20 protein-coding genes (1 of these 20 only partly in view) are annotated in these 26196 nt (G+C 72.0%); 16 read left to right on the forward strand and 4 right to left on the reverse strand.

The genetic code is table 11. The features are described from left to right. Window positions 1-6071: the end of a hypothetical protein gene (locus RS82_RS14665; protein WP_157005613.1), read on the forward strand. 26674 nt of this gene lie to the left of the window's left edge; 6071 of the gene's 32745 nt are visible here — the last part of the coding sequence; the start codon falls outside the window, past its left edge; it ends in the stop codon at window positions 6069-6071. Between the two features lie 115 nt (window positions 6072-6186). Here RS82_RS14665 and RS82_RS14670 read toward each other — a convergent pair whose 3' ends face one another. Next, window positions 6187-6417 carry a tautomerase family protein gene (locus tag RS82_RS14670; RefSeq protein ID WP_045300750.1) on the reverse strand — a complete coding sequence of 77 codons (231 nt, stop codon included), beginning with the start codon at window positions 6415-6417 and terminating at the stop codon, window positions 6187-6189. A gap of 57 nt (window positions 6418-6474) precedes the next feature. On the opposite strand from RS82_RS14670, the gene RS82_RS14675 reads away from it, so the two are divergent. Beyond that, a complete protein-coding gene (locus RS82_RS14675; RefSeq protein ID WP_045300752.1) occupies window positions 6475-6915 on the forward strand; it encodes a nitroreductase family deazaflavin-dependent oxidoreductase in 441 nt (146 codons plus the stop codon). A 111-nt stretch (window positions 6916-7026) separates the two neighbouring features. After that, entirely contained in the window at window positions 7027-7770 is a 744-nt protein-coding gene (locus RS82_RS14680) for a formylglycine-generating enzyme family protein (protein WP_045300754.1), read from the forward strand. A 57-nt stretch (window positions 7771-7827) separates the two neighbouring features. Here RS82_RS14680 and RS82_RS14685 read toward each other — a convergent pair whose 3' ends face one another. Continuing rightward, the gene (locus RS82_RS14685; protein ID WP_045300756.1) at window positions 7828-9312 is read right to left on the reverse strand and encodes an NCS2 family permease; all 1485 of its coding nucleotides are present in this window, start codon (window positions 9310-9312) and stop codon (window positions 7828-7830) included. A gap of 128 nt (window positions 9313-9440) precedes the next feature. Here RS82_RS14685 and RS82_RS14690 point away from each other — a divergent pair, with 128 nt between their 5' ends. From RS82_RS14690 to RS82_RS14705, 4 genes are read left to right on the forward strand one after another with little or no spacing between them, the layout of a single operon-like run. Further along, window positions 9441-11111 (forward strand): cell division protein PerM, encoded by a 1671-nt coding sequence (locus RS82_RS14690; protein ID WP_211255944.1) that lies wholly within the window; start codon window positions 9441-9443, stop codon window positions 11109-11111. A 9-nt stretch (window positions 11112-11120) separates the two neighbouring features. Then, window positions 11121-11723 carry a phosphoribosylglycinamide formyltransferase gene (gene purN / locus RS82_RS14695; protein ID WP_045300758.1) on the forward strand — a complete coding sequence of 201 codons (603 nt, stop codon included), beginning with the start codon at window positions 11121-11123 and terminating at the stop codon, window positions 11721-11723. Between the two features lie 26 nt (window positions 11724-11749). Then, on the forward strand, window positions 11750-13354 hold the full coding sequence (purH, locus tag RS82_RS14700; RefSeq protein WP_045300760.1) for a bifunctional phosphoribosylaminoimidazolecarboxamide formyltransferase/IMP cyclohydrolase: 1605 nt from the start codon (window positions 11750-11752) through the stop codon (window positions 13352-13354). Between the two features lie 21 nt (window positions 13355-13375). Further along, window positions 13376-13708, forward strand: coding sequence for a hypothetical protein (locus RS82_RS14705; protein ID WP_045300762.1), 333 nt, complete (start codon window positions 13376-13378; stop codon window positions 13706-13708). Here the strand turns inward: RS82_RS14705 and RS82_RS14710 are convergent, their stop codons facing one another. Together RS82_RS14710 and RS82_RS14715 are read right to left on the reverse strand one after the other, a co-directional pair. Further along, window positions 13709-14401 carry a hypothetical protein gene (locus RS82_RS14710; protein WP_045300764.1) on the reverse strand — a complete coding sequence of 231 codons (693 nt, stop codon included), beginning with the start codon at window positions 14399-14401 and terminating at the stop codon, window positions 13709-13711. Beyond that, window positions 14394-15191, reverse strand: a complete 798-nt coding sequence (locus RS82_RS14715; RefSeq protein WP_157005615.1) for a hypothetical protein — start codon at window positions 15189-15191, stop codon at window positions 14394-14396. The genes RS82_RS14710 and RS82_RS14715 overlap by 8 nt, the downstream gene beginning before the upstream one ends. A gap of 45 nt (window positions 15192-15236) precedes the next feature. Here RS82_RS14715 and RS82_RS14720 point away from each other — a divergent pair, with 45 nt between their 5' ends. From RS82_RS14720 to RS82_RS14760, 9 genes are all read left to right on the forward strand, one after another. Beyond that, entirely contained in the window at window positions 15237-16289 is a 1053-nt protein-coding gene (locus tag RS82_RS14720; RefSeq protein ID WP_045300767.1) for a hypothetical protein, read from the forward strand. Next, complete coding sequence (locus tag RS82_RS14725; protein WP_084695676.1) at window positions 16286-20617, forward strand: type VII secretion EssC family protein; 4332 nt, start codon at window positions 16286-16288, stop codon at window positions 20615-20617. The genes RS82_RS14720 and RS82_RS14725 overlap by 4 nt, the downstream gene beginning before the upstream one ends. A gap of 118 nt (window positions 20618-20735) precedes the next feature. Beyond that, the gene (locus tag RS82_RS14730) at window positions 20736-21413 is read left to right on the forward strand and encodes an FHA domain-containing protein (RefSeq protein WP_157005617.1); all 678 of its coding nucleotides are present in this window, start codon (window positions 20736-20738) and stop codon (window positions 21411-21413) included. A 16-nt stretch (window positions 21414-21429) separates the two neighbouring features. After that, window positions 21430-22170, forward strand: coding sequence for a hypothetical protein (locus tag RS82_RS14735; RefSeq protein ID WP_045300771.1), 741 nt, complete (start codon window positions 21430-21432; stop codon window positions 22168-22170). A gap of 126 nt (window positions 22171-22296) precedes the next feature. Continuing rightward, window positions 22297-22590 carry a WXG100 family type VII secretion target gene (locus RS82_RS14740; protein WP_045300773.1) on the forward strand — a complete coding sequence of 98 codons (294 nt, stop codon included), beginning with the start codon at window positions 22297-22299 and terminating at the stop codon, window positions 22588-22590. 74 nt (window positions 22591-22664) lie between these two features. Further along, window positions 22665-22994 (forward strand): WXG100 family type VII secretion target, encoded by a 330-nt coding sequence (locus RS82_RS14745; protein WP_045300775.1) that lies wholly within the window; start codon window positions 22665-22667, stop codon window positions 22992-22994. Continuing rightward, on the forward strand, window positions 22991-23284 hold the full coding sequence (locus RS82_RS14750; protein WP_045300777.1) for a hypothetical protein: 294 nt from the start codon (window positions 22991-22993) through the stop codon (window positions 23282-23284). Before RS82_RS14745 ends, RS82_RS14750 begins: the two co-directional genes overlap by 4 nt. Continuing rightward, window positions 23281-25914 (forward strand): WXG100-like domain-containing protein, encoded by a 2634-nt coding sequence (locus tag RS82_RS14755; RefSeq protein WP_045300779.1) that lies wholly within the window; start codon window positions 23281-23283, stop codon window positions 25912-25914. The genes RS82_RS14750 and RS82_RS14755 overlap by 4 nt, the downstream gene beginning before the upstream one ends. A gap of 1 nt (window position 25915) precedes the next feature. Then, window positions 25916-26191 carry a hypothetical protein gene (locus tag RS82_RS14760; protein WP_045300781.1) on the forward strand — a complete coding sequence of 92 codons (276 nt, stop codon included), beginning with the start codon at window positions 25916-25918 and terminating at the stop codon, window positions 26189-26191. Window positions 26192-26196 lie beyond the last annotated feature (5 nt).

Below are 26196 nucleotides of genomic sequence, written 5' to 3' on the forward strand. Positions count from 1 at the left end.
TCGTCTCGCCGACGCAGATCCAGCTGGGAGCCGCGTTCGAGGCCGCCCAGGTCGACCCGGCCGGCGACATCATCACGTTCACCCGCCAGCACGGGTTCGTCGACGGGCAGCGGGTCTACTACACGGCGGCGGGGTTCGGCGTGGCAGGACTCGTGAACGGCCACGCGTACCGGGTGCGGGTGCTCGACGACTTCCGGATCCAGCTGATCGACGCCGACACCCCGGCCGCCCCCGTCGAGTTCGACGGCGGCGACGTCGACGCCGCGAACGGGCTGATCGTCGCCGCGAACTCCTACAGCGACGGCCAGATGGTCCAGTACATCGCGCCGGCGGCGCGGGCGTCCTTCTACAGCACCCGCGTCGACATCGTCGTGGACGCCCAGGGCAGCCCGGTGCAGGTGGGCAGCCCGCCGACGTTCCAGGTCGAGGACAACAACGTCATCGCGGTGCGCGAGCACGGTCTGCAGACGGGCGACGCCGTCGTGTACCGCTCGACGGGCGGGGCCCTCGGCGGGATCGCGCAGGACACCACCTACTGGGTCATCCGCGTCGACGGCAACCGCATCCAGCTCGCCGACAGCCAGTGCCACGCGCTCGGCACCTGCGACGACGGCGGCGGTGGCCTCATCCCCGTCACCGCGCTCGGCCTCGCTCCCGACATCTCCGAGAGCGGCCGCGCAGTCATCCACCAGCTCTTCGCACCCGGTCAGCAGCCCATCGCGGGCCTGCAGAACGGGGGAGTGTACGAGGTGTGCAACTCGTCCGCGACCTCGTTCGGCCTGAAGCTCATCCAGGTGCTGGGCGTCTGCATCAACCGGCCGCTCGCGGCGAACGGCAGTGTGGGCACGAGCCGCTTCGTCCCGGCCGTCGTCGACCTCGGGCCGGCCCTCGGCGGCGGAGAGCTCGTCGTCGACCTGACCGCGGCGGGCAGCGGCACTCAGCACCTGCAGGTCGCCACGATGGCGCCGTCGCTTCCCTCGGGGACCTACTCGGAGGCGAAGGTCGCAGGCGACGGCGGCGGCTTCATCCAGGTCGGCTCGACCCGTCCCCGTGTCGACGTCGATGCCCACCTCGATCTCACGATCGGCGACGGCGTGCAGATCGTCGCCGGTGGAGAGATCGGCGTGCACGCGCTCAACACCGCCGCGGCGGTGGCGGACGGCACCTCGGGCGGACTCGGGTTCATCTCGATCACCCACGCGCGGGCCGTGGTGAGCGCCCAGGCGACGACCAACGTCTCGGTGCGGCCAGGAAGCGACTTGGCGAGCACGGGCGGCAGCGTCACGATCGATCCGCTGACGCTCGCGAGCGGCAACGCCTACGCATACTCGGATGCCGGCGGCTTCGGCCACGGGACCGAGGCCCAGACGCGCGCCGACCTCGGAACCACGTCGCACGTGACGCTCGACGGCCGCATCACCGCGTGGAACGACATCACGGCGTCGTCGTCCACCGCGATGCAGTCCGAGCTCCGCGCCGGCGCGTCAGGCGGATCGTTCGCCGGCAGCTCCACGTCGGGCGACTGCGGCGGCGACCCGTGCCACATCGTCGCGAACAACGAAACGACGCTGACGGTGGGCGGGGCCGCGCACCTCGAGGCCGACAACGTCGCCCTCGAGGCGCAGATGGTGTCGACCAGTCTGCTCGACCACAACCGCTCCAACGGTGACGGCGCGTTCGAGGACTCGGACGCCCGCTCCGAGGTGACGCTGAACTCGAACGCGCACGTGCACCTCGTCAGCGGTGCGAAGATCATCGGCTACCAGACGGTCACCGTGCGGGCGCAGCACCTCGACGTGCGGCTCGTCGCCGACGCCCGGGCGACGTGCGGATGCTTCGGCGGCGACAGCGACGCCGACGCGATCGTGCGCTACAACGCGACGTCGTCGGTGACGGGCGAGGCGGGGGTGCGGATCCGAACCGCGACACTCCGCGTCGAGGCCCTGCACCTGCTGGTGGTCGTCGACCCGCGCGCCTCGACGGGCGGCGGCTTCATCGACTTCGGCGGCGACGACAACAGCGCCGACGACAACCGCCACCGCTGGATCGAGTGGAACGCGGACGTGGTGCTGCACGCGCCGAACCCGACGCTCGTGGTCGACGGCTCCGGGAAGATCATCAAGAAGTACGCGGTCACCGTGCGCGACGACCTCGGGACCGTCTACATCCTGGGCCAGACCATCCCCGAGGGTCGGGAGATCGTCGTCGACCCGATCGAGAACAACGGCGGCGGCTCTGCGACGTACTTCATCAACAACCCGGCCGGATCGCAGGTCGGCACCCTCACGGGCGACCAGGGAACGCTGCAGGTGCAGAACACCTTCGACTTCGTCCGCCTGCACAACTACTCCGGCCGTCTGCTGCGGGTGAACGGGATCAGCGTGGCGAACCTCGACGACGTCGGGGCGACGGTGAACGTGCAGGCTGAGGACTCGTCGGCCTTCCGTTTCCACATCGGCCGGCCCATCTTCATCCCGACGTTCGTCGACATCGCCAACTGGGACGGCCCAGGCACTCCCGACATCATCCTGGCCGGCTCCATCGACAACCCGATCGGCACCACGCGCGTGATCAACGAGCACGGCGACATCTGGGCGCAGGGCACGGGCAGCATCCGCACGAACATCGCCCAGCTGCAGGCGAACCAGGGCACGATCGGCGCGAGCTTCACGCTGTTCGGCATCCCCGTGCGCCTCCCGATCCCGGTCGTCCTCGTCCAGAGCGACTACCTCGTCGACGACGTCGACCCCACGCGCCTCGTGGAACTGCTGGCCGACGCCCGCGACGACGTCGTCCTCGACCTCACCTATGTCGCGCGGATGCCCATCGGCTCGCCGTACGCCGGCACCGCCTTCACGCCGGTGCTCGGACCGATCCACGCCGGCGACGACATCGATCTCCTCGTCCACGACTCGCTCTACGGCTCCGACGTCCCGGTGATGTCGTCGTACTGGGTGCAGGTGAACGTCACGCACCCGCCGTCGAACACGACGGTTCCGCCGACCGGCCAGTACCACACCTACTTCCACCCCGACCCGGGCCCGTGGGGCGGCTTCGACGACCCCGTCCTCGTCGCCTGGGGCACGGTGAACCAGCTCGCCGACAGCGCGTACACGTTCAGCGACCTGAGCGCCGGCGACGACATCGTGGTGCGGCATCTGTCCACCGCCACCGACATCTCGTTCGTGGCCTTCTCGAACGTCGACGCGACGCTGCTCAGCATGCGGTTCCCGGCGCAGCAGTACTCGGCGCAGAACGGCGACGGAGAGATCACGCTCTACACGAACGGCTTCATCGAGGACTACGAGACGATCGCCGATCTGCGCGTCGGCACCATCACCTCGACGGCGGACGATGTGTACCTGCAGACCCTGCAGAACACCGCGTCCATCCTCGACGAGGGCACGATCGACGACGGCACGCCGCGCGTCGCCGGGCGCAACCTCGTCCTGATCGCGGGCCTCGTGTCGGGCCGGATCGGCGGAGCGGACGTCGATCCGACCGGAACCGACCCCACCGACACCGCTCCCGACCTCCTCGAGATCCGCTCGTCGCTGTCGGCACGCGGCTCGGTGATCGCGCTCGCCGCGGGCGATGTCCTCCTCGACCAGGTGGCCGGCACCCTCTACGCCGCCCTCGTTCAGTCGCTCACCGCCGACGTCGCGCTGCGCACCCGAGCGGGCGGGATCCACGCGGACGCCCCGACCGGCGTCGTACGCGTCGCCGGACGCGACATCGACCTCATCGCCGTGGGCGGCACGATCGGCGCCGACAGCCTCGACCGGTCCGCAGACCTCGTCGTCGACACCGGAACCGGCTCGCGCCTGTACGCGCTGTCGCTCCCGGGCGACGCGGTGATCCTCGTCCCGCCGACGGGGATCTACCTCACCGAGGCGTCGGGATCGCTGCTGGTGCTGCGTGCCGAGGCGTCCACCGGGGACGTGCGGCTCACGGTGCCGTTCGTCGCGGGCGGTGACGACGAGAGCGTGTTCGTCCTCACCGAGGGCCGCACGATCGACGAGCTCGTCACGATGACGGAGGGGCGGATCGTCGCCGGCGACGACGTCACGCTGCTCGTGGGCCAGGACGTCGTCGCGCCGCTGCTCACCCTCATCGAGGGCTCGACCGTGACGATCCGCGCCTCGTTCGGCAAGTCGTCCGCGCTCGACGGCGGATCCTTCCTGTACTTCGGCGGCACGGTCACCGGCGGACCGACGCGCATGTCCGGCGGCCTCGGCGACGACGTCTTCCTCTTCGACGCGACAGTCGTGAACGGACGCCTGTTCGTCTTCGGCGACGGCGGCGACGACATGCTCCTGTTCGACCGCACCGAGGTCCACGGGCCCCTGGAGGTCGTCGGCGCGGCGGGCGACGACTACTTCCTCTTCTTCGAGGCGTTCCTCGGCGGTCACACCGTCGCGTTCGGCGACGACCCGGCCGACCCGCTCATCGTCGACGGCGACGACACGTTCGAGGTCTGGCGGCTGCAGACCATGACGGGCACGCACATCGCGGCGCCCGGCGACGACTTCGCCGGCACCGAGGTGCGCGACGCGCTCGTGCTGTGGGGCAACGGCGGCGACAACGACTTCCGCATCCAGACGTGGGGCGGCGAGGACGCGGTCGGTCACGACTATCGCATCGTGGTGCGGGGCGGCGGGGCGCGCACCGGCCTCGACACACTCACGATCGACGGGACGGATGCCGCGGACCTCTTCCTCTTCCGTGCTCTGGCGGCGATCGCCGAGCACCCCGATGCGCGCCGTGCCGCGTTCGTCGCCCAGCTGAACCTCGCGACCGGCACCGTCGAGAGCATCGCGTACGACGAGGGCGTGAACGCGCGCCTCACCGTGAACGGATACGACGGCGATGACGTCTTCGTGTTCGACGACAACAGCACCATCACCTCGGTGCACGGCGGCGACGGCGACGACACGTTCGTCGTCGGCCAGTTCTTCGCGACGCCGCGGATCGAGCCGAACGTGCAGCCGGGCAGCGCATTCGGCACCGTCGAGACCGAGTTCGGCAACGCGAGCGCCGGCATCAGCTTCCCGGCCGTCCTCTACGGCGGAGAGGGAGCGGACCGGTTCGTCATCAACGGCCACGCGGCCGAGCTGCGCATCGAGGCGACGACGGGTGCCGACGTGTTCCGCCTGCTGGCCGTTCGGCTCCTCGCCGGAGGCTACCGCCAGAACGGCTTCCTGTCGCTGGACGGCGGGGCGGGCGCCTCGACCGTTCAGGTGCTGGCGTCGAGCGCCCCGCCCGGGCTCGCGCTCGCGCTGACGTCGCTCGTCGGGGCGGGGCTGCTCGTGAAGCTGTACCACGTGTCGCTGCCGACGCTCGTGGCCGCGCCGGTCGTCCTGCCCGCCCCGGTCGTGCTGATCGCGGAGGATGCCGTGCCGCCCGTGCCGCTCGTCATCCCCGTGCCGCCGGTCGTGCCTGGCGCCGGCGAAGTCATCATCGTCGAGTCGGACGGCACCACGACGCTGCACAGCGGCGTGAAAGAGACCGACAGCTACACGATCGCGCTCTCCGCGCCGGCGACGGCACGCGTGTACATCACGATCTCGGCGGCCTACGGCGGCGGCATCCCGTATGCGCAGGTCTCGATCGACGGCGGCCTGACCTTCCACGACCAGGTCGTGCTGATCTTCGAGATCGGCGAGACCGGACCGAGGACGGTGATCGTCCGCCTGCTGCCCACGGCAGCCCCGCACCCGTTCCCGTCGCTGCTGACCGCGGCGCCGAGCAACGAGCCGGGCCCGGGCATGGTCGTCGAGACGGTGAGCCACACGGTGGTCAGCGATGATGTGCTGTTCGACGGGGCGGTCGCGCGCAACGTCTACATCAACGCACCCGTCGACACCCCGGAAGAGCCCGGGCAGCCGGAGGAGCCGGAGCAGCCGGGACAGCCCGCGGGCGGCGCCACCGGTCAGGGCGGCGCGACGGCAGGCGACGGCGGCCTCGCGGCGACGGGCTCCGAGGGGATTCCGGCGGTGCTGCTGACCGGCCTCGGGCTCCTGCTCGCCGGCCTGCTGCTCCTGGCCCTGCGCCGCCGTCGCATGGCCTGAGGCGAACACCGGCTTCTCGGGTTCCGGCTGGCGGCCCAGCTCCCTGCGGCCTGAGGTGCGCCTTCTCCGGGTTTCGAGCTGGGGGCGCAGCCTCCTCCGGCGGGATGCCGGGGCGTCAGAGGGCGGTGCCGCCGAACCGCGACACCTGTCCGGCCCGGTCGGCGTCCTCGCTCGCGAGCACGCCGCCGTTCGCGACGAAGTCTGCGGCGACCTCCTCGAACATGATGCGCACGTCCTGCTGCCGGGCGCCCAGCGCCTCGACGGCGGCCCGCGTGACCTCCTCGGCGAAGCGACGGCGCTGATCGACGGTGCGACCGGGGAGGAGTTCGACTCTGATGTTGGGCATACCTCGACGATAAGGGGCGTCGCCCTCGGCCCGGCGACGGCGGCTTACGCTGGTGGCATGCCGCTGACCGGAGAGTACAAGCCGTCCACGTCCGACTGGGCCCGCAAGCAGGCGGAGGCGTTCGAGGCGTCGAACGGCGACAAGGCGAACACGCTGCGCGGGGTGCCCATCATCGTCCTGACCACGGTCGGGGCCAAGACCGGGGCGCTGCGCAAGACCGCGCTCATGCGCGTCGAGCACGACGGCCGGTACGCCGTCGTGGCCTCCAAAGGCGGTGCGCCCGACGAACCCAAGTGGGCCGCGAACATGCGCCGTGAATCCCATGTCGAGCTGCAGGACGGCGACGTCAAGCGCGACTACACCGCGCGTGAGCTCACCGGCGATGAGCGCTCCGAGTGGTGGGCGCGGGCGTCGGCCGTGTGGCCCGATTACGACAGCTATCAGTCGAAGACGGACCGGCAGATCGCGATCTTCGTCCTCGAGCCCCGCGAGGCCTGATTCGGCGAAACGCTGCAGCGGCCCTTCCGCGGAGGGCTTCCCGAGCCGGGTGCGCGGCGGCGCGTACCGTGAAGCGATCGTCACGCTCCCGCCGCGTGGGATACTTCCGCGGTGACCGACATCGAACTCGCCCGCATCGCCGGCGGAACGGTCACCCTGCACGACGCCCGCCGCAAGGCGCGCTGGAGCGTCGAGCTCGAGCCCTACGAGATCGGCGTGTACGCGGTCACGCAGGAGCAGCTCGCGGAGCTGCTGGGCGAGCCTGCGTCGCACCCGCGCCGCCCCGCGACCGACGTCAGCTGGTTGCGCGCGATCCGATTCTGCAACGCGGCGTCGGAGTGGGAGGGGCTCGACCCCGCGTACTCGTTCGACGGCGAGGATGTCACGTGGCACGTCGACGCCGAAGGCTTCCGTCTTCCCACCGAGGCCGAGTGGGAGCACGCCTGTCGCGCCGGCTCCACGGGCCCGCACTACGGCCTCCTCGCCGAGGTCGCGTGGACGGGTGCCGACGGCGTCGGCGCCCCGCAGAACGTCGGCGGCAAGCTGCCCAACCTCAACGGCCTCTTCGACACCCTCGGCAACGTCTGGGAGTGGACCTGGGACCTGCTCGACCCCGCCCGCTACGCCGACTACCGCGTCTTCCGAGGCGGCGGCTTCGCCGACGACGCGTGGAGCGTGCGCGCGTCGACACGCCGCGGCGGCGCCCCGCGCATGCACCACGACGACGTCGGCTTCCGCGTGGCACGCGGCGGCTTCGACGCCGTCGATGCTGCGCAGGGCTGGTCCGCCGCGGTCGACCGCGACCGGGCCGACATCGACGGACCCCTTCCGCCCGGCTGGACTCCGCTGCGCTGAAAGACGGAAGCGGATGCCTCGAGCCGAGGCATCCGCTTCCGTCCGTGAATCGAGTGCTCAGCCGAGCAGGGTCTCGAGCGGTCCGCGCGCGAAGTAGAGCACGAAGCCGGCCGCCACGATCCACAGCAGCGGGCTGATCTCGCGAGCCTTGCCCGACAGCGAGCGCACGACGACCCAGGAGATGAACCCCGCGCCGATGCCGTTCGCGATCGAGTACGTGAGCGGCATGACCGTGACGGCGAGGAACACCGGAAGCAGGATCGAGAAGTCCGAGAAGTCGATGAAGCGGATCTGCGACATCATCAGCGCACCGACGATGACCAGAGCGGATGCCGCGACCTCGGTCGGCACGATCGACACGAGCGGCGTGAAGAACATGGCGACGAGAAAGAGGCCACCGGTCACGACGTTCGCCAAGCCCGTGCGGGCGCCCTCGCCGATGCCCGCACCCGACTCGATGAACACCGTGTTCGACGAGCTGGACGTGAAACCACCGGCGACCGCGCCGACGCCCTCGACGATGAGCGCCGACTTGATGCGCGGGAAGTCGCCCTTCTCGTTCGCGAGACCGGCCTCCTTCGACAGACCGGTCATGGTGCCCATGGCGTCGAAGAAGTTCGTGAAGACGAGCGTGAAGACGAGCATCAGCGCGGCGAGCACGCCGATGCGCTCGAACGAGCCGAAGGACACCTGGCCGACGAGCGACAGATCGGGCACGCTCACGAGCGACGACGGCAGCTCGGGGACCGACAGGCCCCACCCGCCGGGGTTGAGGTCGTCGCCGGAGAACTTCGGGCCGATGTTCCAGATCGCCTCGACGATCACCGCGACGACCGTGCCGGTGACGAGGCCGATCAGGATGCCGCCCTTGACCTTGCGGGCCACCAGGATGCCGGTCAGCAGCAGGGTGAACACGAAGATCAGCGTCGGCACCGTCGCAACCGAGCCGTTGACGCCCAGACCCACGGGGGGAGAGGACGCGCCGGTCGCGGTGACGAAGCCGGCGTCGACGAAGCCGATGAACGCGATGAAGAGCCCGATACCCACCGTGATGGCGAGCTTCAGCTGGATCGGCACGGCATCGAAGATCATTCGCCTGAGGCCCGTCGCCGCGAGGAGCACGATGATCAGACCGTTGATGACGACGAGACCCATCGCCTCGGGCCACGTCACCTGCCCGACGACCGAGACGGCGAGGAACGAGTTGATGCCCAGGCCCGCCGCGAACGCGAACGGCAGGCGGGTCACCAGTCCGAACAGCACCGTCATCACACCGGCGGTGAGCGCGGTGGTCGCGGCGACCTGTGTGAACCCGAGGGTGTCACCGGCGACATCCGTGCCGCTGGACAGGATGATCGGGTTCAGGATGACGATGTACGCCATCGTCACGAACGTGACGACACCGCCGCGGATCTCGGCAGGGATCGTCGATCCGCGCTTGGTGATCTCGAAGAACCTGTCGAAGCCGTTCTTCGGCTCCGGGGTCTCGGTGTTCTCGGTCTCGTCGGGGGCGTTGGATGCCGTGGACTCGGCTGTGCTCATGTGGGGGGACCTCCGATGTGAAACGTTAGTCGCTCCCGCCCCAACCTGAGGATTCGCTGGACGGATGCCTCGACCCCGCGCGCGGGCACCCTGGCCCGGGCGGTGCGCCGAAGTAGGGTCGATGGCGCATGCATCGCCTCATCGTCGCCCTCCTCGCCTCCGTCGACGCCGTCATCGCGGCGGCCGTCGGCCTTGCCGTGACCCTCGCTCCGCTCACCCTGCTGTGGGTGTTCGGATTCGGCGGCGGCGCGGACTGGGGCGTGCTGTGGCCGTCGGCGGTGTCGGTATGGCAGCTCGGCAACCTCGTGCCGCTCAGCATCGCGCTGCCGCCCGACTACCTCGCTGCGACCGGGATCGATGCGGGCGCGGCATCCTTCGTCCTCTCCCTCGCCCCGCTGGCCTTCGCCGGGTTCACGGCGATCTTCGCCGCCCGCTCCGGTGCCCGCGCCTCGCACGCCGACGCGTGGCTCACCGGGGTGCTCACCTCGAGCGCCGTGTTCGCGCTGGTGAGCACCGGCGCCGCGTTGAGCGGCGCCAACGGCGTCGCGAGCGCCGAGACGTGGCAGGCGATCCTCGTGCCGACGCTCCTGTTCGTCCTGCCCGCCCTCGTCGCGGCGATCGTGACCGAGTGGTCGGAGGCGGGGTCCGGGGCGATCGCGCGCCTGCGCGACCGCATCGAGTCGGCGCCGCACGACTGGGGCGAGGTGCCCGCGCTCATCGCGCGCGGGACCGCCGTCGTCGTGCTCGGACTCGTCGGCGTCGGCGCCGCGGTCGCTGCCGTCGCCCTGTTCGCCCGGGCGGGGCAGATCGTCGCCCTGTTCCAGGCGGGCGATGTCGACCCCATCGGCGCCACCGTCATCACGCTCGTCCAGCTCGCCTACGTGCCGACGCTCGCGGTGTGGGGGATGAGCTTCGTCGCCGGACCCGGCTTCGCCGTCGGCACGGGCACGGCGGTCTCGCCCGCCGGAACCCAGGTCGGCGTCATCCCGGGTCTGCCGGCGCTCGGCGCTGTGCCCGAGTCGACGACATCGTGGCTGCTGCTGCTCGCCCTGCTGCCGATCGCGCTCGGCGCGCTCGCCGGGTGGATCGCGCGATCGCGGCTCCTGCACGCCGGGGGACCTTCCCGCACACGGATGCTGCAGCCTGCGCCGTCGGCCGGGCCGGCGTCGTCGCGGTTCGATGCCGGGAAGACGGCGGCACTCAGCGGGCTGCTGTCGGGGTCGGCCACGCAGGAGCCCGGCGCCGAGGGGCATCTCGATGACCACCTGGAGGCGGCGGAGGATCCGATCGCGGCCCGTCTCGTCGTGACCGCGGGCATCGCGCTGCTCTCCGGCGGCGCCGCGGCGCTGCTCGCCTGGGCGGCGTCGGGATCGCTCGGACCCGGGCGGCTGGCCGAGTTCGGGCCTGATGCCGGTCCCGTCGGGCTGGCGGTCGGCCTCGAGGTGCTGCTCGGTGCGGCCATCCTGCTGCTGTCGCCGCGTGCGGCGGACGGCCGCCACTCGGCCGCGCAGAACCCCGCGCTCGGCGCGGCCGCGGTCGAGCCGGCGACGGCGGACGACGACCCGCACGCGGAGCCGCCGGAGGCGGCGGCGTTCGCCGCGGTCGCGGCGTTCACGGCCCGGCGATCGGGCGCGGCGCCCACGGAGGACGCCGAGCAGCCGCATCCGTCCCCTCCCGCGCGCGGATCGCGGCCGGCGCCGCTGCCCGGCACCGATGGTGGCGTCGCACCGGAAGCCACGACGGAACCCATCGAGCTGCCCCGGTCGGCGCCGCCGGGGGAGGGGAACGGTTCCCAGTAGACTGACCTGGTGCTCACGGTCGCCGTTCTCATCTCGGGCACAGGCTCGAACCTGCGCGCTCTGCTCGACGCGGCGGCCGATCCCGAGTTCCCCGCCCGCGTCGTCGTCGTCGGCGCCGATCGCGAGGCCGACGGGTTCGCGCACGCCGAGGAGTACGGAATCCCCACGTTCATGGTGCCGTTCGCGCAGTTCGCGAGCCGCGAGGAGTGGGGCACCGAGCTCGGCGCCCAGCTCGACGTCTGGCGGCCCGACCTCGTCGTGCTGAGCGGTCTCATGCGCCTGCTGCCGGCGGACCTCGTGGACGCGTGGTCGCCTCGCATCATCAACACCCACCCGGCGTACCTGCCGGAGTTCCCCGGTGCGCACGGCGTGCGCGATGCGCTCGCCGCCGACGTCGCGCAGACCGGGGCCAGCGTCATCATCGTCGACAACGGGGTCGACTCGGGGCCGATCCTCGCCCAGGAGCGCGTGCCGGTGCTCCCCGGTGACGACGAGCACGCCCTGCACGAGCGCATCAAGCCCGTCGAGCGGCGCCTCCTGATCGACGTGGTGCGCCGCGTCGCGACCGGCGACCTCGACCTCGCGGCGGTGTCCGCGAGCGCCCAGCTCTGACCCCCACCCCCACCGAGGAGACCCGCATGGCCGGACCGAGCCACGACCCCGCCCTGTACCGCCCCCGCGATGTCGTCCCGGTGCGCCGCGCACTCGTGTCGGTGAGCGACAAGACCGACCTGCTGGCGCTCGGCGAGGCGCTGGCCGCCGCCGGCGTCGAGATCGTGTCGACGGGTGGTTCCGCGACCCTGCTGCGCGAGGCCGGCTACACCGTGACCGACGTCGCGAGCGTGACGGGCTTCCCCGAGTCGCTCGACGGCCGCGTCAAGACGCTGCATCCTGGCGTGCACGCCGGCCTCCTCGCCGACCTCCGCCTCGAGGACCACGAGCGTCAGCTCGCCGAGCTCGACATCGCCCCGTTCGAGCTCGTCGTGGTGAACCTGTACCCGTTCGTCGAGACCGTGCGCTCGGGCGCGCAGGGCGACGACGTCGTCGAGCAGATCGACATCGGCGGACCCGCCATGGTGCGCGCGTCGGCGAAGAACTACGCCAACGTCGCGATCGTCGTCTCGCCGTCGTCGTACCCGGCAGTCATCGACGCGGTCCGCGCCGGCGGCACGACGCTGCTGCAGCGTCGCGAGCTCGCGGCCCGTGCCTTCGCGCACACGGCCGAGTACGACCGCGCGGTCGCGACCTGGTTCACCGAGGGCACGCTCCTCGAAGAGGCCCTGCCGGCACACCTCACGATCAAGGCCGAGCGCCTCGCGACCCTCCGCTACGGCGAGAATTCGCACCAGCGCGCGGCGATCTACACCCGCAACGGCGGTCACGGCATCGCCCAGGCGATCCAGCTCCAGGGCAAGGAGATGTCGTACAACAACTACGTCGACGCCGACGCCGCCCTGCGTGCCGCGTTCGACATGGTCAAGCCCGCGGTCGCCATCATCAAGCACGCGAACCCCTGCGGCATCGCGGTGACGGCGCCCAACGCCCTCGACCCCATCGCCAGCGCGCACCTGCGCGCGCACGAGTGCGACCCGGTGTCGGCGTACGGCGGCGTGATCGCCGCCAACGGCACGGTGACCCTCAAGATGGCCGAGAACCTCAAGGACATCTTCACCGAGGTGATCGTCGCGCCCTCGTTCGAGCCTGCGGCGCTGGAGGTCTTCAAGGCGAAGAAGAACCTGCGCCTGCTGCAGCTGCCCGCCGACTGGCAGCAGGAGCGCATGGACGTGCGCCTGGTCTCGGGCGGTCTGCTGCTGCAGGACGCCGACCGCTTCCCGGACGACATCGAGTCCGTCGCGAAGGACTGGCAGCTGGTGTCGGGCGAGCGTCCGGCCGACGAGGAGATGACCAACCTCATCTTCGCCTGGAAGGCCTGCCGCGCGGTCAAGTCGAACGCGATCGTCCTCGCCAAGAACTCGGCGACGGTCGGCATCGGCATGGGGCAGGTCAACCGGGTCGATTCGTGCCGCCTCGCGGTCGAGCGCGCCGGTGACCGCGCCGCCGGGTCGGTCGCTGCATCCGACGCGTTCTTCCCGTTCGCGGACGGCCCGCAGATCCTGCTCGACGCGGGCATCGCGGCCATCGTCCAGCCGGGCGGCTCGGTTCGCGACGACGAGGTCATCGCCGCCGCGAAGGCCGCGAACGTGACGATGTTCTTCACGAACGAACGTCACTTCTTCCACTGATCCGAGAGAGGACGCCGACGGATGACGGACGCACTGGCCGATCGCTGCGCGACCCTCGCGCAGCCCGTGGTCGACCTGATGGCGGCCGCGATCGAGTGCCAGGCGGGCGGGGCGGATGCCTTCGCCCGCGTGGCGGATCTCGCCGCCGAGGTGCGGCGGGTCGCGGAGCGCGGCAGCACGGGGATCGACCAGGCCGACTACGTGGCGTGGACCGCGGCGGCGCCGCGCCTGCTCACCGAGATGGCGGAGGCGGCCGAGCGCGGCGACGCCCGCGGGGTCTGGGCGGCGTTCGCAGACCCGCAGGCCGGCCTGCACCGGCTCGGCACCGCGTGCGCCGGTCAGCCCCGCTGGTGATCAGCAGGCGGCGGGCAGCGCGACCGGCTCGGCGTCTCCCCAGCCGCTGAACAGGGCGTGCACCGACCCCGCTTCGTCCGCGCGGATCAGCTCGAAGGGCAGGGCGGGCCCCGTCGTGCTCGCCCGGAGCACGCCGGCGGTGCCGTCTTCGCCCAGCAGCAGTTCGATCGCGTCATCCGCAGGCGCTCCCAGCCCTGAGGCGTCCGCCGTCGCGTCGGCGATGAACGCGGCCGGGTCCAGCAGCGGATACCAGCGCGTGATGAGCGCGTCCGTCGCGGCGACGCACGCGACGGCGCCCGCCTCGAGGCCCGCGTCCGCGGCGATCGCGTCCGAGGGAATCACCGCCGCCCGCGCACCGTCGACGACGATCGACGTCGTCCCGCCGTCCACCGCCACCTCGGCGCTGAAGCGCTGCGCGCTGCCCGTGAAGGCGACGTCGAGCACTCGACCCGACGCATCGCGGAACGTCGCGGTCATCGAGGTGTCGGCGGTGGCGGCATCCGCCAGGATCTGCGTGCGCGCGTCGGCCGGCGCCAGGAGCGACAGGCCGTTGGCGTCGCGTTCGGGATCGTAGCCGGTGAGATCGACCCACGTCGGCGTCGGCACGGGCTCTGCAGGGGCGCTCGCGCAGCCGGTCACGAGCAGGAGCGAGGCGACCACCGTCACCGCCGCGCCGAGGCGGCGCTCAGTCATCGGCCGGGGCGCCGGCCGCGGCGGCATCCGCGACGCACGCGGAGGAGGCACCCTGCGCCGCGACCGCGTCGGCGTCGAGCGTGACGGGCTCCTCCGTCGCCGAGGCGGGGCGGACGACCACGCAGGACCGGTCGTCGATCAGGCCTGCCGAGACGGGGATCCATGCCTCTTCGCCGGTGATGAGCTGCGAGACGTCGACGACTTCACCGCCCGGGCCGCCCACCACGAGGAGCTGGTAGGGCACATCCGGGCCCGCCCAGGTGGCGCGCACGTTGTCGGAGCCCACCGTGAGGGTGAGGCCGGACGCCGCGGCTGCGGGATTGAGCATGCCGATCACGAGGAACGCGCCGAGGGCGGTCAGCGCCACCAATGTCGTGCCGATCGAGACGAGCGAGGCCGGGTGCCGCCACAGCGGCCGCGGCTTCTCGACGGCCTCGTTGAGCTCGGGAAGGATGTCGGCGCTGGTCTCGAGCGGCCGCATCGGGCCGGGAGTGGTGGCCAGGCTCGCACGCCCGGCCTCCCAGCCCACGCGCACCGGGCCGTGGCCGGCGGGGGGCACCTCGACGGGTGCCGGTGCGAACACGGGCGCGGCGGTCACGATCGCGGTGGGGCGACGCGGCGGGCGCGACATCGTGGCGAGCGGGATCGCATCGGTGGCCGGCCGGTCCGCGTCGACAGTGAGCACCTGGGCCGGCTCCGGCGTCGCCGACTGGCGGTGGAGGCGGCGCATCGAGGGGTTGTCGGTCATGTGCTTCCGGCGTCGTCGGGTGCCCGGGTCCGGTGCGGGCACCCGATTACTATAGTGTCGTCCGCCGCCCCCGGCCCCTGGAGTCCCATGTTCCGCAGACCGACGGCGGTGCTCGGTGCGGTGACCCTGGCAGTGGCGACCGCGCTCGTGCCGGTTGCGGCATCCGCCGCACCGTCCGCCGAGGAGACCGACGAAGCGCAGGCGGCGAACTCCGCGCTCATCGAGATCCCGTACGGCGAGCCGGGTGAACTGCCCGTCGCGGAGGGTGTCACGGTCGACTGCGGCGCGCTGCCGGCCGGCGACGGTTTCGAGATCACGTGCGAGCCGGCGGGGATCACACTGACGGTGGCGGCGTACGACCCCGCGTGGGGTGAGCGCGTCCTGCCGGTCACACTGGTCTCCGGGGCCACGCGCACCGTTGTGAATTATCGGGTCGCCCTCGCCCCGCCGCCGGCGCCCGAGATCACGACACCCCGGGTGGACGCCCCGTTCGCGGCGGGCAGCCAGGTGCTGATCCCGCTCTCGCTCCTGGGCATCACGTGCACGCTCTGCAGCCCCGGGACCTCCTCCGTGCGCGTGGAGGCGGTGTCGCCCGACACGGCGCACGCGGGTGTCGGGCCGACGCATCTCGCTGTGCGCTCGGGCGCGCCGGGCGACGTGACGGTCGAGCTCTCCGTCGAGGACGACGCCGGCCAGATCGCGACGGCCGAGGTGACCGTGAGCATGGTCGCGACGGCTCCGGGTGCTGCGCCCCGGGCCCTGCACGTGGGCTCGGCACCCACCCGCTCGGTCGACCTCACGGACCTCGCGTGGGGCGAGGACCTCTCCTTCTCCTGCTCCGCGACGGTCGTCGGCGGGACGTGCGGGGCGGACGGCGTCGTCTCGTTACCCGCGGACCCGCTACCCGGAGACCAGCTCTCCTTCCGCGTCGTCGACGGCCGCGGTCACCAGGCCGTCGGGAGCGTCACGTTCACAGGCGACGCCGCGGACGCAGTACTACCGGTCTCTCCCATACCGCTCGACTGGTCGCAGACGAGTCCGCTCGGAATCAGCGTTCCTGCGCCGGCCTCCGATCAGGACGACGGCGCGACTGTGCTGTCCCGACTGTCCCGCATCCTCCAGGAAGTGCCTACGCCATGACTTTGCGCCTGACGATCGCCGATCGGCACTCATCCGCGACCACCGACTCGTGGGTGGTGAAGGTCGACGAGGCCACGACGGTCTCGGAGCTGGCCGAATCGCTGCAGGTCGATCCGGCCATCCTCGCCCCCTCGGCCGATGCCGTCGAGACGCTCGCCGGATCAGGGCTGCGCAGCGGCCAGGTGGTGCCGGATGCCTCGCCGCAGGTGATCTCGCCTGGTCGCCTCCGGCTGGAGTTCGTCGCCGGCGCCTTCGCCGGCGAGGCGGTGCCGCTGCAGCCCGACCGGCCGGTGTCGGTGGGGCGCGAGACCGGCGGCGACGTCGTGGTCGCCGACCCGCATCTGGCTCCCCGCCAGGTCACCATCACGGCGACCGGCGGGTACACCGCCGACGGGACCTTCCAGCCGCTGTCGGCGATCGTCGAACCGAGCGATCCGTCCGCGCAGGTGCTGGTCAACGGTCAGCCGGCCGAGGGCCCGGTGCGCATCGTTCCGGCCGACCTCGTGCAGCTCGGCAGCAGCGTGGTGCGCATCGGCATGGCGCCGGCATCCGACGCCGACATCACCGTGGACGAGCTCGGCGCCCGCGCGTTCAATCGGCCTTCGCGCATCCGCACCCCGTCGTCGACGCCCGTCGTCCAGCTCCCGGGCGACAAGCCCGCCGAGACCGACGCCTCGCCTCTGCCGTGGCTGTCGGCCATTGTGCCGATCGTGCTGGGCGTGACGCTCGCGATCGTCTTCCAGCGGCCGATCATGCTCATCATGGCGGCGGCGTCGCCGGTGATGGTCGTGGGCTCGTTCATGGCGAACAAGCGCCTCGCCCGGCGCAAGGGGGAGCGCACCGAGGCGGAATGGGCGGCTGAGATCGCGACCGCGCGCACGCGCATCGCCGACCTCGTGCGATCGCAGCGACTCGACGCCTGGTACCGGGCGCTGGATCCGGTGCTCATCCGCGACATCGCCACACGGCCGCTCGCCCGGCTGTGGGAGCGCCGCCGCAGCGACGAGGACTCACTCAGGGTGCGCGTCGGTGTCGCCGACGTGCCCCTCGACGTCCGTTTCGAAGGCGGTCCGCAGAAGGAGCGCACCTCCGAGCGGCGCGTCGGCACGTCGCCCTCGCCGGTGTCGGTCGACCTCTCCGCCGGCCCGCTCGCGATCTCCGGCCCGGCGGACGTCGCAGGCGGGATCACCCGGTCCATCGTGACGGGACTCGCCACGCTGCGCTCGCCGCGAGACCTGCACCTCATGGTGCTGTGCGACCACGAGCAGGATGCGGAGTGGTCATGGGTGCAGTGGCTGCCGCACGTGCAGCCCGGCGCCGGTCCTGTGGCCCTCATCGGCAACACCGACCTCACCCGCCGCGAGCGGCTGCGCGAGGCGGGGGCGCTCCTCGAGGCTCGCATGCGCTCGGGCGGCGACCGCCGGTCCGACGCACAGCTGATCGTCGTCGTCGACGGAGCACGCCGCTACCGCATGCTCCCGGGCATGGTGACGATCCTCGAGAAGGGCGCCCAGTTCGGCATCCACGTCATCGCGATCGACTCCGACCGCACGAGGCTGCCCGAGGAGGCGGCATCCGTCATCACCGTCGACGGTGCCGACCCCCTGCTCGGTCGCGTCGAGACGGCCGAGGAGTACTTCGCGCCGGTGCTGGTCGACCAGGTCACCACCGCCTACGCCGAGGACGTCGCCCGGGCGCTGTGTCCCATCGAGCACGTCCGCGGCGTGGGCGACGACGCGACCCTGCCGTCGAGCGTGCGATACACCGAGCTCATGGGCGTCGACCTCGACGACGCGCGCCCCATCGCCGAGCAGTGGCAGCTGGTGCCGCGGCAGTCCTACGTGGTCATCGGCGCCGGGACCGAGGGCGAGTTCGCGATCGACATCGCCGCCGACGGACCCCACGCCCTGGTCGCCGGAACGACCGGCTCCGGCAAGTCCGAGTTCCTGCAGACCCTCGTGGTCTCGCTCGCGCTCGCCAACCGCCCGGACGCGCTCAACTTCGTCCTCATCGACTACAAGGGCGGGTCGGCGTTCGCCGACTGCGCGCGGCTCCCACACACCGTCGGCATGGTGACGAACCTCGACGCCCGCGAGACCGAGCGCGCCCTCGCGTCGCTCGACGCGGAGCTCAAGCGGCGCGAGCGCGTGCTCCGCGACGACATCGGCGCGAAGGATGTCGACGCCGCGTGGGAGAAGGATCCGGATGCCGCGGCCCGGCTCGGCCTCGCGCGTCTCATGATCGTCGTGGACGAGTTCGCGGAGCTGAAGACGGAGCTCCCCGACTTCATCACCGGTCTCGTCCGCATCGCCCGTGTCGGCCGCTCGCTCGGCGTCAACCTCGTGCTGGCGACCCAGCGGCCGTCGGGCGTCATCACGCCCGAGATGCAGTCCAACATCAACCTCCGTGTAGCCCTGCGGGTGACGGACCGGGGAGACTCGGCCGACGTCATCGGCACACCCGACGCCGCGCTCATCCCCGCCGGATCGCCCGGCCGCGGGTACGTCCGGGCCGGGCTGGACGCGTCGCCTGTCGCGTTCCAGACCGCGCGCGTGGCCGCCCTCCGCGTCGGCCATCAGCGGTCGGCGCGCGTGCTGCCGCCCGTCGCCAAGGTGGGGTGGCAGACGCTCGGCCTCCCGCCGCGGTTCCCGGCTGCGGCCGAGGCCGGCGTGCACCGCCCCGACCAGGACGACACCGACCTGCGCGCGCTCGTGCAGCTGGCGACGCAGGCGGCCGCGATCCTCGGGATCGCGAAGAGCCCGTCGCCCTGGCTCATGCCCCTTCCCGAGGTGCTGCCGCTCGATCGCTTCGACGAGAACGCCGCGCCCGAGGGCGCCGTCGTGCTCGGCCTCGCCGACGTCCCGGCGCAGCAGCGCCAGGAGCCGCTGCTGTGGAGCATCCACGACGGTTCGCACCTGCTCCTCTTCGGCGGCAGCCGGTCCGGCCGCACCACGGCGCTGCGGACCGTCGTGTCGCAGGCGATCCTCCGCTTCACCCCGGCCGACCTCCACCTGTACGTCGTGGACTACGGCAACGGCGCGCTCCTGCCGCTGGCGGCCGACCCGCACACCGGCGCGGTGGTCACTCCCCAGGACGCCGAACGCCTGCCGCGCCTGCTCGGGCGTCTCGGGACGGAGCTGTCGCGCCGCCAGAGCGTCCTCGCCCAGGCGGCCGTCGGCAGCATCGCCGAGCAGCGCCGGCAGGCGTCGTCGCGCGACGCCCTCGCGTACGCGGTGGTCGTGATCGACGGCTGGGAGCGCCTGGCGGCATCGATGACGCCCGACGAGATGCTCGCCGTCCGCGACCAGGTCATGCGCCTTCTGCGCGAGGGCCCCGCCGTCGGCATCCGCGTCGTGATCACCGCCGATCGCGCCGTGCCGTCGGACAAGATCGCGGGCTTCATGGACACGCAGTACGCGCTGCCGATGCGGGACGTCAACGACTACCGTGCCGCCGGCATCATGGTCCGCGACATCGCCCCCGAGATGCCGCCGGGCCGCGTGCTGTTCGGGCCGACCGGGGCCGAGGGCCAGATCGCGGTGCTGTCGGCCGACACGAGCGGCGAGGCGCAGACCGGCGCACTGCGGGGCACGGTCGAGCACGTCGCGGCGCACTTCGCGCGGTTCCCGCAGCTCGCCGAGCTTCCCGCGCCGCTGCGCGTCGACCCGCTTCCCACCCACATCGGGCTGTCGCGCGCCTATGCCCTGCCGGTCGCGGCACCCGACATGCCCGAGGCGCCCATCGTCGGCGTCGGAGGGGACACGCTGTCGCGCTTCACGGTCGATTGGCCCGGCACCGGCGGCTTCGTCGTGGTCGGCGATCGCCGCAGCGGCAAGACCGACGCCCTGGCTCTCATCGCGCACCAGCTCGCCTGGGCGGGTCAGCGCATGACAGTGGTCGCCGCGGCAGGCTCCGTGCTGGCCGAGGTGGCGGCATCCCACGGCACGCCCGTGCTCACGACCGCCTCGGACGCGACGGAGATCGAGGCCGTGCTGACGGGCGCCGAGGTGCTCACGGCGGTCATCGACGACGCGGAGTCCATCCGCGACTCGGCGCTGGAGCGCGCGTTCGTCGCGGCACGGTCTCGGCTTCGATTCGTGGTCTCGATCGCCGCGGATGCCGCCGGAACCGCCGTGTCCGGTCCGGTCTCGGACGCCAAGCGCGGCCGGGCGGGGATCGTGCTGTCGCCGCCGACGTCGATCATCGGCACCCAGGTGTTCGGCGCGCAGCTGCCCCGCCACCTCGTCGGCCGGGGCGGCCCCGGCAGCGGCGTGCTGTTCCTCGGCGGCGAGTACCGCGCGGTGCAGGTGCCGGACCTGCGCGTGTGACCGAGGGCGAACGGATGCCGCGAGCCGCCGCCCGGGCGAAGCGTCTACTGTGGAATCCGGCCCGCCGCGCATCGGGCACGGCCGCGCCGCACCTCTCGCGATCTCGAGGATCTCGCACATGACCACCCACTGCCGCTTCTGCGGCGAGGCCGTCCGGCCGAACACGATGTTCTGTCCCGCGTGCGGGCAGATCATCGTCGGCGACGCCCCGCGCCCGCAGGGTGCGCCCCCCTTCCCCACCACGGGCGGGCGGCGGCAGGATGCCCCGGCCCCCGCAGGGGCGCCGGTCGAGCTGCCGCCTGTTCCGCTGCCCGACGTACCGGCGTGGGCGCGTCCGGTGGCAGAGCACCCTGCAGCGGCGCCGGCAGCGCCGCCCACGCCGATCCCGGCGTCCCCGGCCGCTGCCACACGTGCTCCCGCAGCGGCTCCCGCGCCCGGCCCGCTGCGGACGCCGCAGCCCGCGTCCGCCGCGTCGCCGCTCGCGCTCCTGCTTCCGGGGGGAGCCCGAATCCCCATCGACCGTGTGCTGGTCCTGGGGCGGCAGCCCGGGGCCGGGGCGGCGCAGCGCGGGGGAGTGCCGGTGGAGGTCATCGACCCTTCGCGTTCCATGTCGCGCGTGCACCTCGTGGTGCAGACGCGCCCGGACGGCGGCACGATCGCCACCGACCCGGGATCGGGCAACGGCACGGTCGTCGTGCGCGCCGGGCAGAGGCATCCGCTCGTCCGGGACGTGCCGTTCGAGCTGGCGGCCGGCGACCGGCTCGCCCTGGGCGATGTGATCGTCGACGTGGCGTGATCAACGAGGAGACACCGTGACCGACATCTCTGCCGATCCGTGGCGTCAGTTCATCCAGTCCGGCCGCGCCCTGCGGCTCGAGGTCGAACGCGTGCAGCTGACGGCGACGCTGAAGCGCAACACGCGCTACCTGCTGGTGACGGGCGGCATCAGCGTCGCGGTGCTCGCGGTCATGGTCGGGCTTTTCGCGTCAGGCATCGGCCGCGCCGTCACGTACGTCCTGCTCGCGATCCTGCTGGTCGTGATGCTGGGCAACGTCGGGCTGGGCCTCATCACGCGCCGACGCGTCCTGAAGACGCTGGCGGTGGAGGGCGTGTTCATCGAGGTGGATGCCGCCGGCATACGCCTGGCCGGCGTGCCGCCCCTCGCGTGGGCGCAGACGCTCGGTGTCGTCGTGTCCGACAACCGGGCCACGATCGACGACGGCAAGGGCCTCGCACGCCGGCTGCGCACGCTCACCTACCACACCGGCGGCTCGCTGAACTCCGTCGTCATCGGCCTGCACGACATGCGGTCCGTGCGCGCCGCGGCAAGCGGTCCGCGCGTCGCGTCGCTCGACCTCGGAATGCACGACCACGGCGCCGTCGTGCTGAACCTCGATGTCGCCCTCGACCGGGAGCAGTGCGATCAGGTCCGCGAGGCGCTGCGCGCAGCGACCGCCCTCAACAGCGTTCCCTTCCGTTTCACCGCCGACAACGGCACGGTGGCGCAGGCCACGCTCCAGATGGGCCGGGGCGACAGGCTGACCGTCTCCTGACGCCCGTGCACGGCGTCCGAGATCAGCCATGGGGAATTGTCCCCATGGCACCTGTCGCGGTGCATGTCAGGATGAGACCGAACGTTTCACGCGGGCGGACACCGCCCCCCACCCACGGAGGATCCCATGGCGGACATCAAGGTCACTTCTGAGTCGCTCTCGGGCGTCGCGAACCAGCTCGCGTCGGGCGCCACGTCGATCGAGTCGCAGCTCAGCAACCTGAAGTCCCTGGTCCAGGGCCTGATCGCAGGCGACTGGGGCGGCGCGGCCTCGCAGTCGTTCAACGAGCTGTACGAGCAGTGGGATGCGGCGGGCCTGCAGCTGAAGGAGTCCCTCAACGGCATCAGCGACCAGCTGTCGAAGGCCGCCCTGGCCTACGAAGAGTCCGAGAACAACATCTCGAACAGCTTCCGCGCCTGACCTGTCCGTGAAGGGCCGGGCATCGCCCGGTCCGACCGCCCCCGCGGGGGCGGTGACGCGAAGGGAGCGCAGTCGTGGCGCACTTCTCGGTATCGACCCCGGCGCTCGGGTACTCGGCGGCGTCGATGGCCGCCGCCCTGGCGGACTTCGACGCGCGAGTGGCCCAGGTCTCGGCATCCGTCAACTCCGTCGTCGGGGCGTCGTGGACGGGTGACGCGTCCGACGAGTTCGCCACGGCGTGGGCCGACTGGCTCGCCGGCGCGGCGACGACCCGTGCGGCGCTCGCCGACATCGTCGCGCGGCTGCAGGGCGCCGAAGCGGGCTACGCGAGCACGGAGGCGAGCCTGACCGCCGCGTCCCGCTCGTCGCGCGTCGACGCACGCCGGACGGGGGGCAGGGCATGAGCCGGCACACCTTCGACATCGCGCAGCTGCGCGAGCTCGAGACGACCCTGTCGAACCTCGTCGAGTACTGCACCGACCTCGAGACCCACGCGGCGGGCGCCACGGCTGCCGCCACCGGGCAGTGGTCGGGCGTCGCCAGCGTGGAGTTCCTCACCCGCGTGCAGACCTGGCAGGTCGGAGCCGTGTCGCTGCGCGCCTTCGCCGAGGACCTGAAGACGTGGGCGGGCGACGCCGCCACGGCGTACGAGACGGCGCAGACCGACACCCAGACGATGTGGGCCAGCCTGTGAACCAGAGAAGAATCGACCCGACGCTGTACATCGCCGCGGCCGACGAGTTCCGCGCGATCAGCGAGTCCGCCGCGAGCCGGCTGTCCGACGCCAGAAGCTCCCTGGGCCAGTACGCCCGGATGGCCGGAGACGACCCCGGCGGCGAGCAGCTCGCACAGGGGTACGACGACATGGCGCGCGACGCGCTGCAGGCGCTCTCAGACATCGCGGTGCTCGCGAACACGATGGACCGCGCCATCATGCAGAGCGGCTGGAACCACGCCGCCGCGGAAGAGGCGGCCGGGGGCAAGCCCGCCGGCGGCGCGTTCACGGTCCGCCCGGCGCGCACGCCCGTCTCCGTCGGGGCGCCGCCGTCGGCCTTCGGAGGCAGCGACGACACCCCGGACGCGTGGGATGTCGTCAAGGACTTCGTCGGCATGATGTGGCCGAACGCCGACACCGCGAAGCTGCGCAGCGCCGGCACGACGTGGGACGGCGTCGAGCGCGATGTCAGGGCCCTCGCCACCGAGATCCGCCAGGCGGACGACGCGCTCACGGGCCTCAACAGCATCGAGCTCGCCAAGCTCCGTTCCGAGGTCGGCGACTTCGCGACCGACGTCTCGGCCGCCGCGACCGACATCTCCGAGGTGGGCGACCTGTGCCGAGAGTACGCGGCCGACGTCGAGGAAGCCCACCGCGAGGTCATCCAGATGCTGGTGCAGCTCGCGATCGAGATCGCGGCCACCGTCGCGATCGGCGCGGCCCTCAGCGTCTTCACCTTCGGCGCCAGCGCCGTCGTCGCGGGTGGCGGCATCACCGCCCGCATCATCCTCGTCGCGCAGCGGATCGTCACCTTCCTCATGAAGGTGTCGGGCACGGCGGCGCGGATCGTCGCGCGGCTGGCGGCCATCACGGCGCGCATCGCGCCGCTCGCGAACCGCTTCCAGCGGACGGCCCGCATCGTGATCAGCGTCTCGTCAGGCACCCTCGCGGCAGGTTCGTCCGAACTGCTGGTCAAGGGCAGGGACGCGAACCTGCTGGTCGCGATGGGCAGTGGGTTCGTCGGTGGCGCAGTCACCGACACCGTCGCGCTGGCGTTCGGAAAGTACGGGCAGCGGGTCGCGGTGCAGGCGCTGGCAGGCGGGCTCGGCGGTGCATCCAGTGGCGCGTCGAACGGACTGCTCAACGGCGACGGCATCGACATCCGCCAGGTGCTCATCAGCGGCGCGGGCGGGGGACTCCTCGGCGCGGGCACCTCGATCCGCGGCCGGCGGGGCGACACCGCGCACGCCGCCGATCCGGGCAGCGGCAGCGTCCGCACACCGGACGCCGAGGGGCCGCGCATCGGCGGCTCGGACGGCCCGAGCGCCGGTGACGGCAGCGGCATCGGCCGGCAGCCGGACTACGACGGCCCCCAGGTGACGGGCGGCAGCGACACCGGTGGCAGCGGAGCCGGCGACGGCGGCAGCGGCACGCGTCCCGACTACGACGGCCCCCAGGTGACCGGCGGCAGCGACGCCGGCGGCAGCGGCGGCGGCGACGGCGGCGGCATCCGCATCCCCGACGGCGAGGCGCCGCAGTCTCCGACGATCGAGGTCACCCCGCACGTGGGTGACGCCGGCGGCGGCGCAGACCTGCCGACGGCGCCGCACGTGGGTGACGCCGGCGCCGGCGCAGACCTGCCGGCGGCGCCGCACAGCGGGACCGACGCGCCCGCGACGCCGCACTCCGGAACCGATGCCCCGACGGCGCCGCACACCGCAGCGGACACGCCGACGACCGCCGACGACATCTCGCGTCAGTTCGATGAGCTCGAGGCCGACATCGACCGTCAGTTCGACGACCTGCAGGCCGACATCGACCGTCAGTTCGACGACCTGCACGCCGACATCGATCGTCAGTTCGACGACCTGCACGCCGACATCGACCGTCAGCTCGACGACCTCGGGGGCGACGTTGCGGGGGCGGACGGTGCGAGCGACGCCGTCGACATCACGGCGGACTCCACCGCGTCGGACTCGCCGCTGGGGCCCGACGCGAATGCAACGACCGCGGAGCACCCGGGCGGCGACCACGTGCCTGCCCTCGGCGTCGAGGCCGAGGCCAAGCCCACCGGACCGCTGGCGATCGAGCCGCCGCAAGCGGACATGTCTCTCTCCTGGGGCGGCGAACAGGGTTACGTCGATGTCACCGGAGCGCTGGGCGCGCAGACTCCCGACCCACCCCAGGGATGGACCGACATGTCTCAGATCACGTTCAACACCCAGCCCGACTCGCAGCTGTTCTGGACGGGTCGCACCGAGATGCCGAACCCCACCGGCAGGCCCTACGTCGGCAGCTCGGACCTCGCGACCGGACTCGCACAGGGGAAGGGAGCCACCACGCTGGAGCTGTATCTCAGCGAGAACGGCATCAAGATGCCTCGATGGTCCGAGGACCCTCAGGTGCAGGCGATGTGGGGTGAGGTCTCTCGCAAGTACGCGGAATCTGCGCAGGGTATTGTACGAGTCGTTCTCGGTCGCAACATTCGGCCGGATGCGGTCTGGCTCCAGTACGAGTTCGACGCGCTGAAGAGCAACCCGAACGTGTCTCAGATCATCGCGATCGATCCCGCGACCGGCGGCATGCGTTCCCTGTTCGAAAGGCGATGACATGATCGACGAAGCCCTGAGCAGCGCCGTGATCACCTATGTGGGCTACGACACCGACACGGCGATCCCCGGGCGTCATCCCGATCGCATCGCCGACGACGACCTTCGTCGCGAGGTACTCGCGATCGTCGCGACCGTCGATCGCGAGGAACCCGGCGATCAGGGCCTCTGGGTCTGGGGTGCAGAGGTCGCCACCCGAGTGGGTGAGAAGTACCCTCAGCTGTCCTCCGACGCGCTGGATGCGCTGAAGGCGCTGATCACGTTCGAATGGCGCTGAGGCTC

Origin of the sequence: Microbacterium trichothecenolyticum, assembly GCF_000956465.1 — a bacterium.
GTDB lineage: Bacteria > Actinomycetota > Actinomycetes > Actinomycetales > Microbacteriaceae > Microbacterium > Microbacterium trichothecenolyticum.

What these genes read in the sequence shown, in the direction of transcription:
- RS82_RS14730 (WP_157005617.1), top strand. Translation starts at nt 20,736, where the DNA reads ATGACCACCCACTGCCGCTTCTGCGGCGAGGCCGTCCGGCCGAACACG.
- RS82_RS14760 (WP_045300781.1), top strand. Translation starts at nt 25,916, where the DNA reads ATGATCGACGAAGCCCTGAGCAGCGCCGTGATCACCTATGTGGGCTAC.
- RS82_RS14690 (WP_211255944.1), top strand. Translation starts at nt 9,441, where the DNA reads ATGCATCGCCTCATCGTCGCCCTCCTCGCCTCCGTCGACGCCGTCATC.
- RS82_RS14720 (WP_045300767.1), top strand. Translation starts at nt 15,237, where the DNA reads ATGTTCCGCAGACCGACGGCGGTGCTCGGTGCGGTGACCCTGGCAGTG.
- purH (WP_045300760.1), top strand. Translation starts at nt 11,750, where the DNA reads ATGGCCGGACCGAGCCACGACCCCGCCCTGTACCGCCCCCGCGATGTC.
- RS82_RS14710 (WP_045300764.1), bottom strand. Translation starts at nt 14,401, where the DNA reads ATGACTGAGCGCCGCCTCGGCGCGGCGGTGACGGTGGTCGCCTCGCTC.
- RS82_RS14750 (WP_045300777.1), top strand. Translation starts at nt 22,991, where the DNA reads ATGAGCCGGCACACCTTCGACATCGCGCAGCTGCGCGAGCTCGAGACG.
- RS82_RS14685 (WP_045300756.1), bottom strand. Translation starts at nt 9,312, where the DNA reads ATGAGCACAGCCGAGTCCACGGCATCCAACGCCCCCGACGAGACCGAG.
- RS82_RS14705 (WP_045300762.1), top strand. Translation starts at nt 13,376, where the DNA reads ATGACGGACGCACTGGCCGATCGCTGCGCGACCCTCGCGCAGCCCGTG.
- RS82_RS14675 (WP_045300752.1), top strand. Translation starts at nt 6,475, where the DNA reads ATGCCGCTGACCGGAGAGTACAAGCCGTCCACGTCCGACTGGGCCCGC.
- RS82_RS14740 (WP_045300773.1), top strand. Translation starts at nt 22,297, where the DNA reads ATGGCGGACATCAAGGTCACTTCTGAGTCGCTCTCGGGCGTCGCGAAC.
- RS82_RS14670 (WP_045300750.1), bottom strand. Translation starts at nt 6,417, where the DNA reads ATGCCCAACATCAGAGTCGAACTCCTCCCCGGTCGCACCGTCGATCAG.
- RS82_RS14725 (WP_084695676.1), top strand. Translation starts at nt 16,286, where the DNA reads ATGACTTTGCGCCTGACGATCGCCGATCGGCACTCATCCGCGACCACC.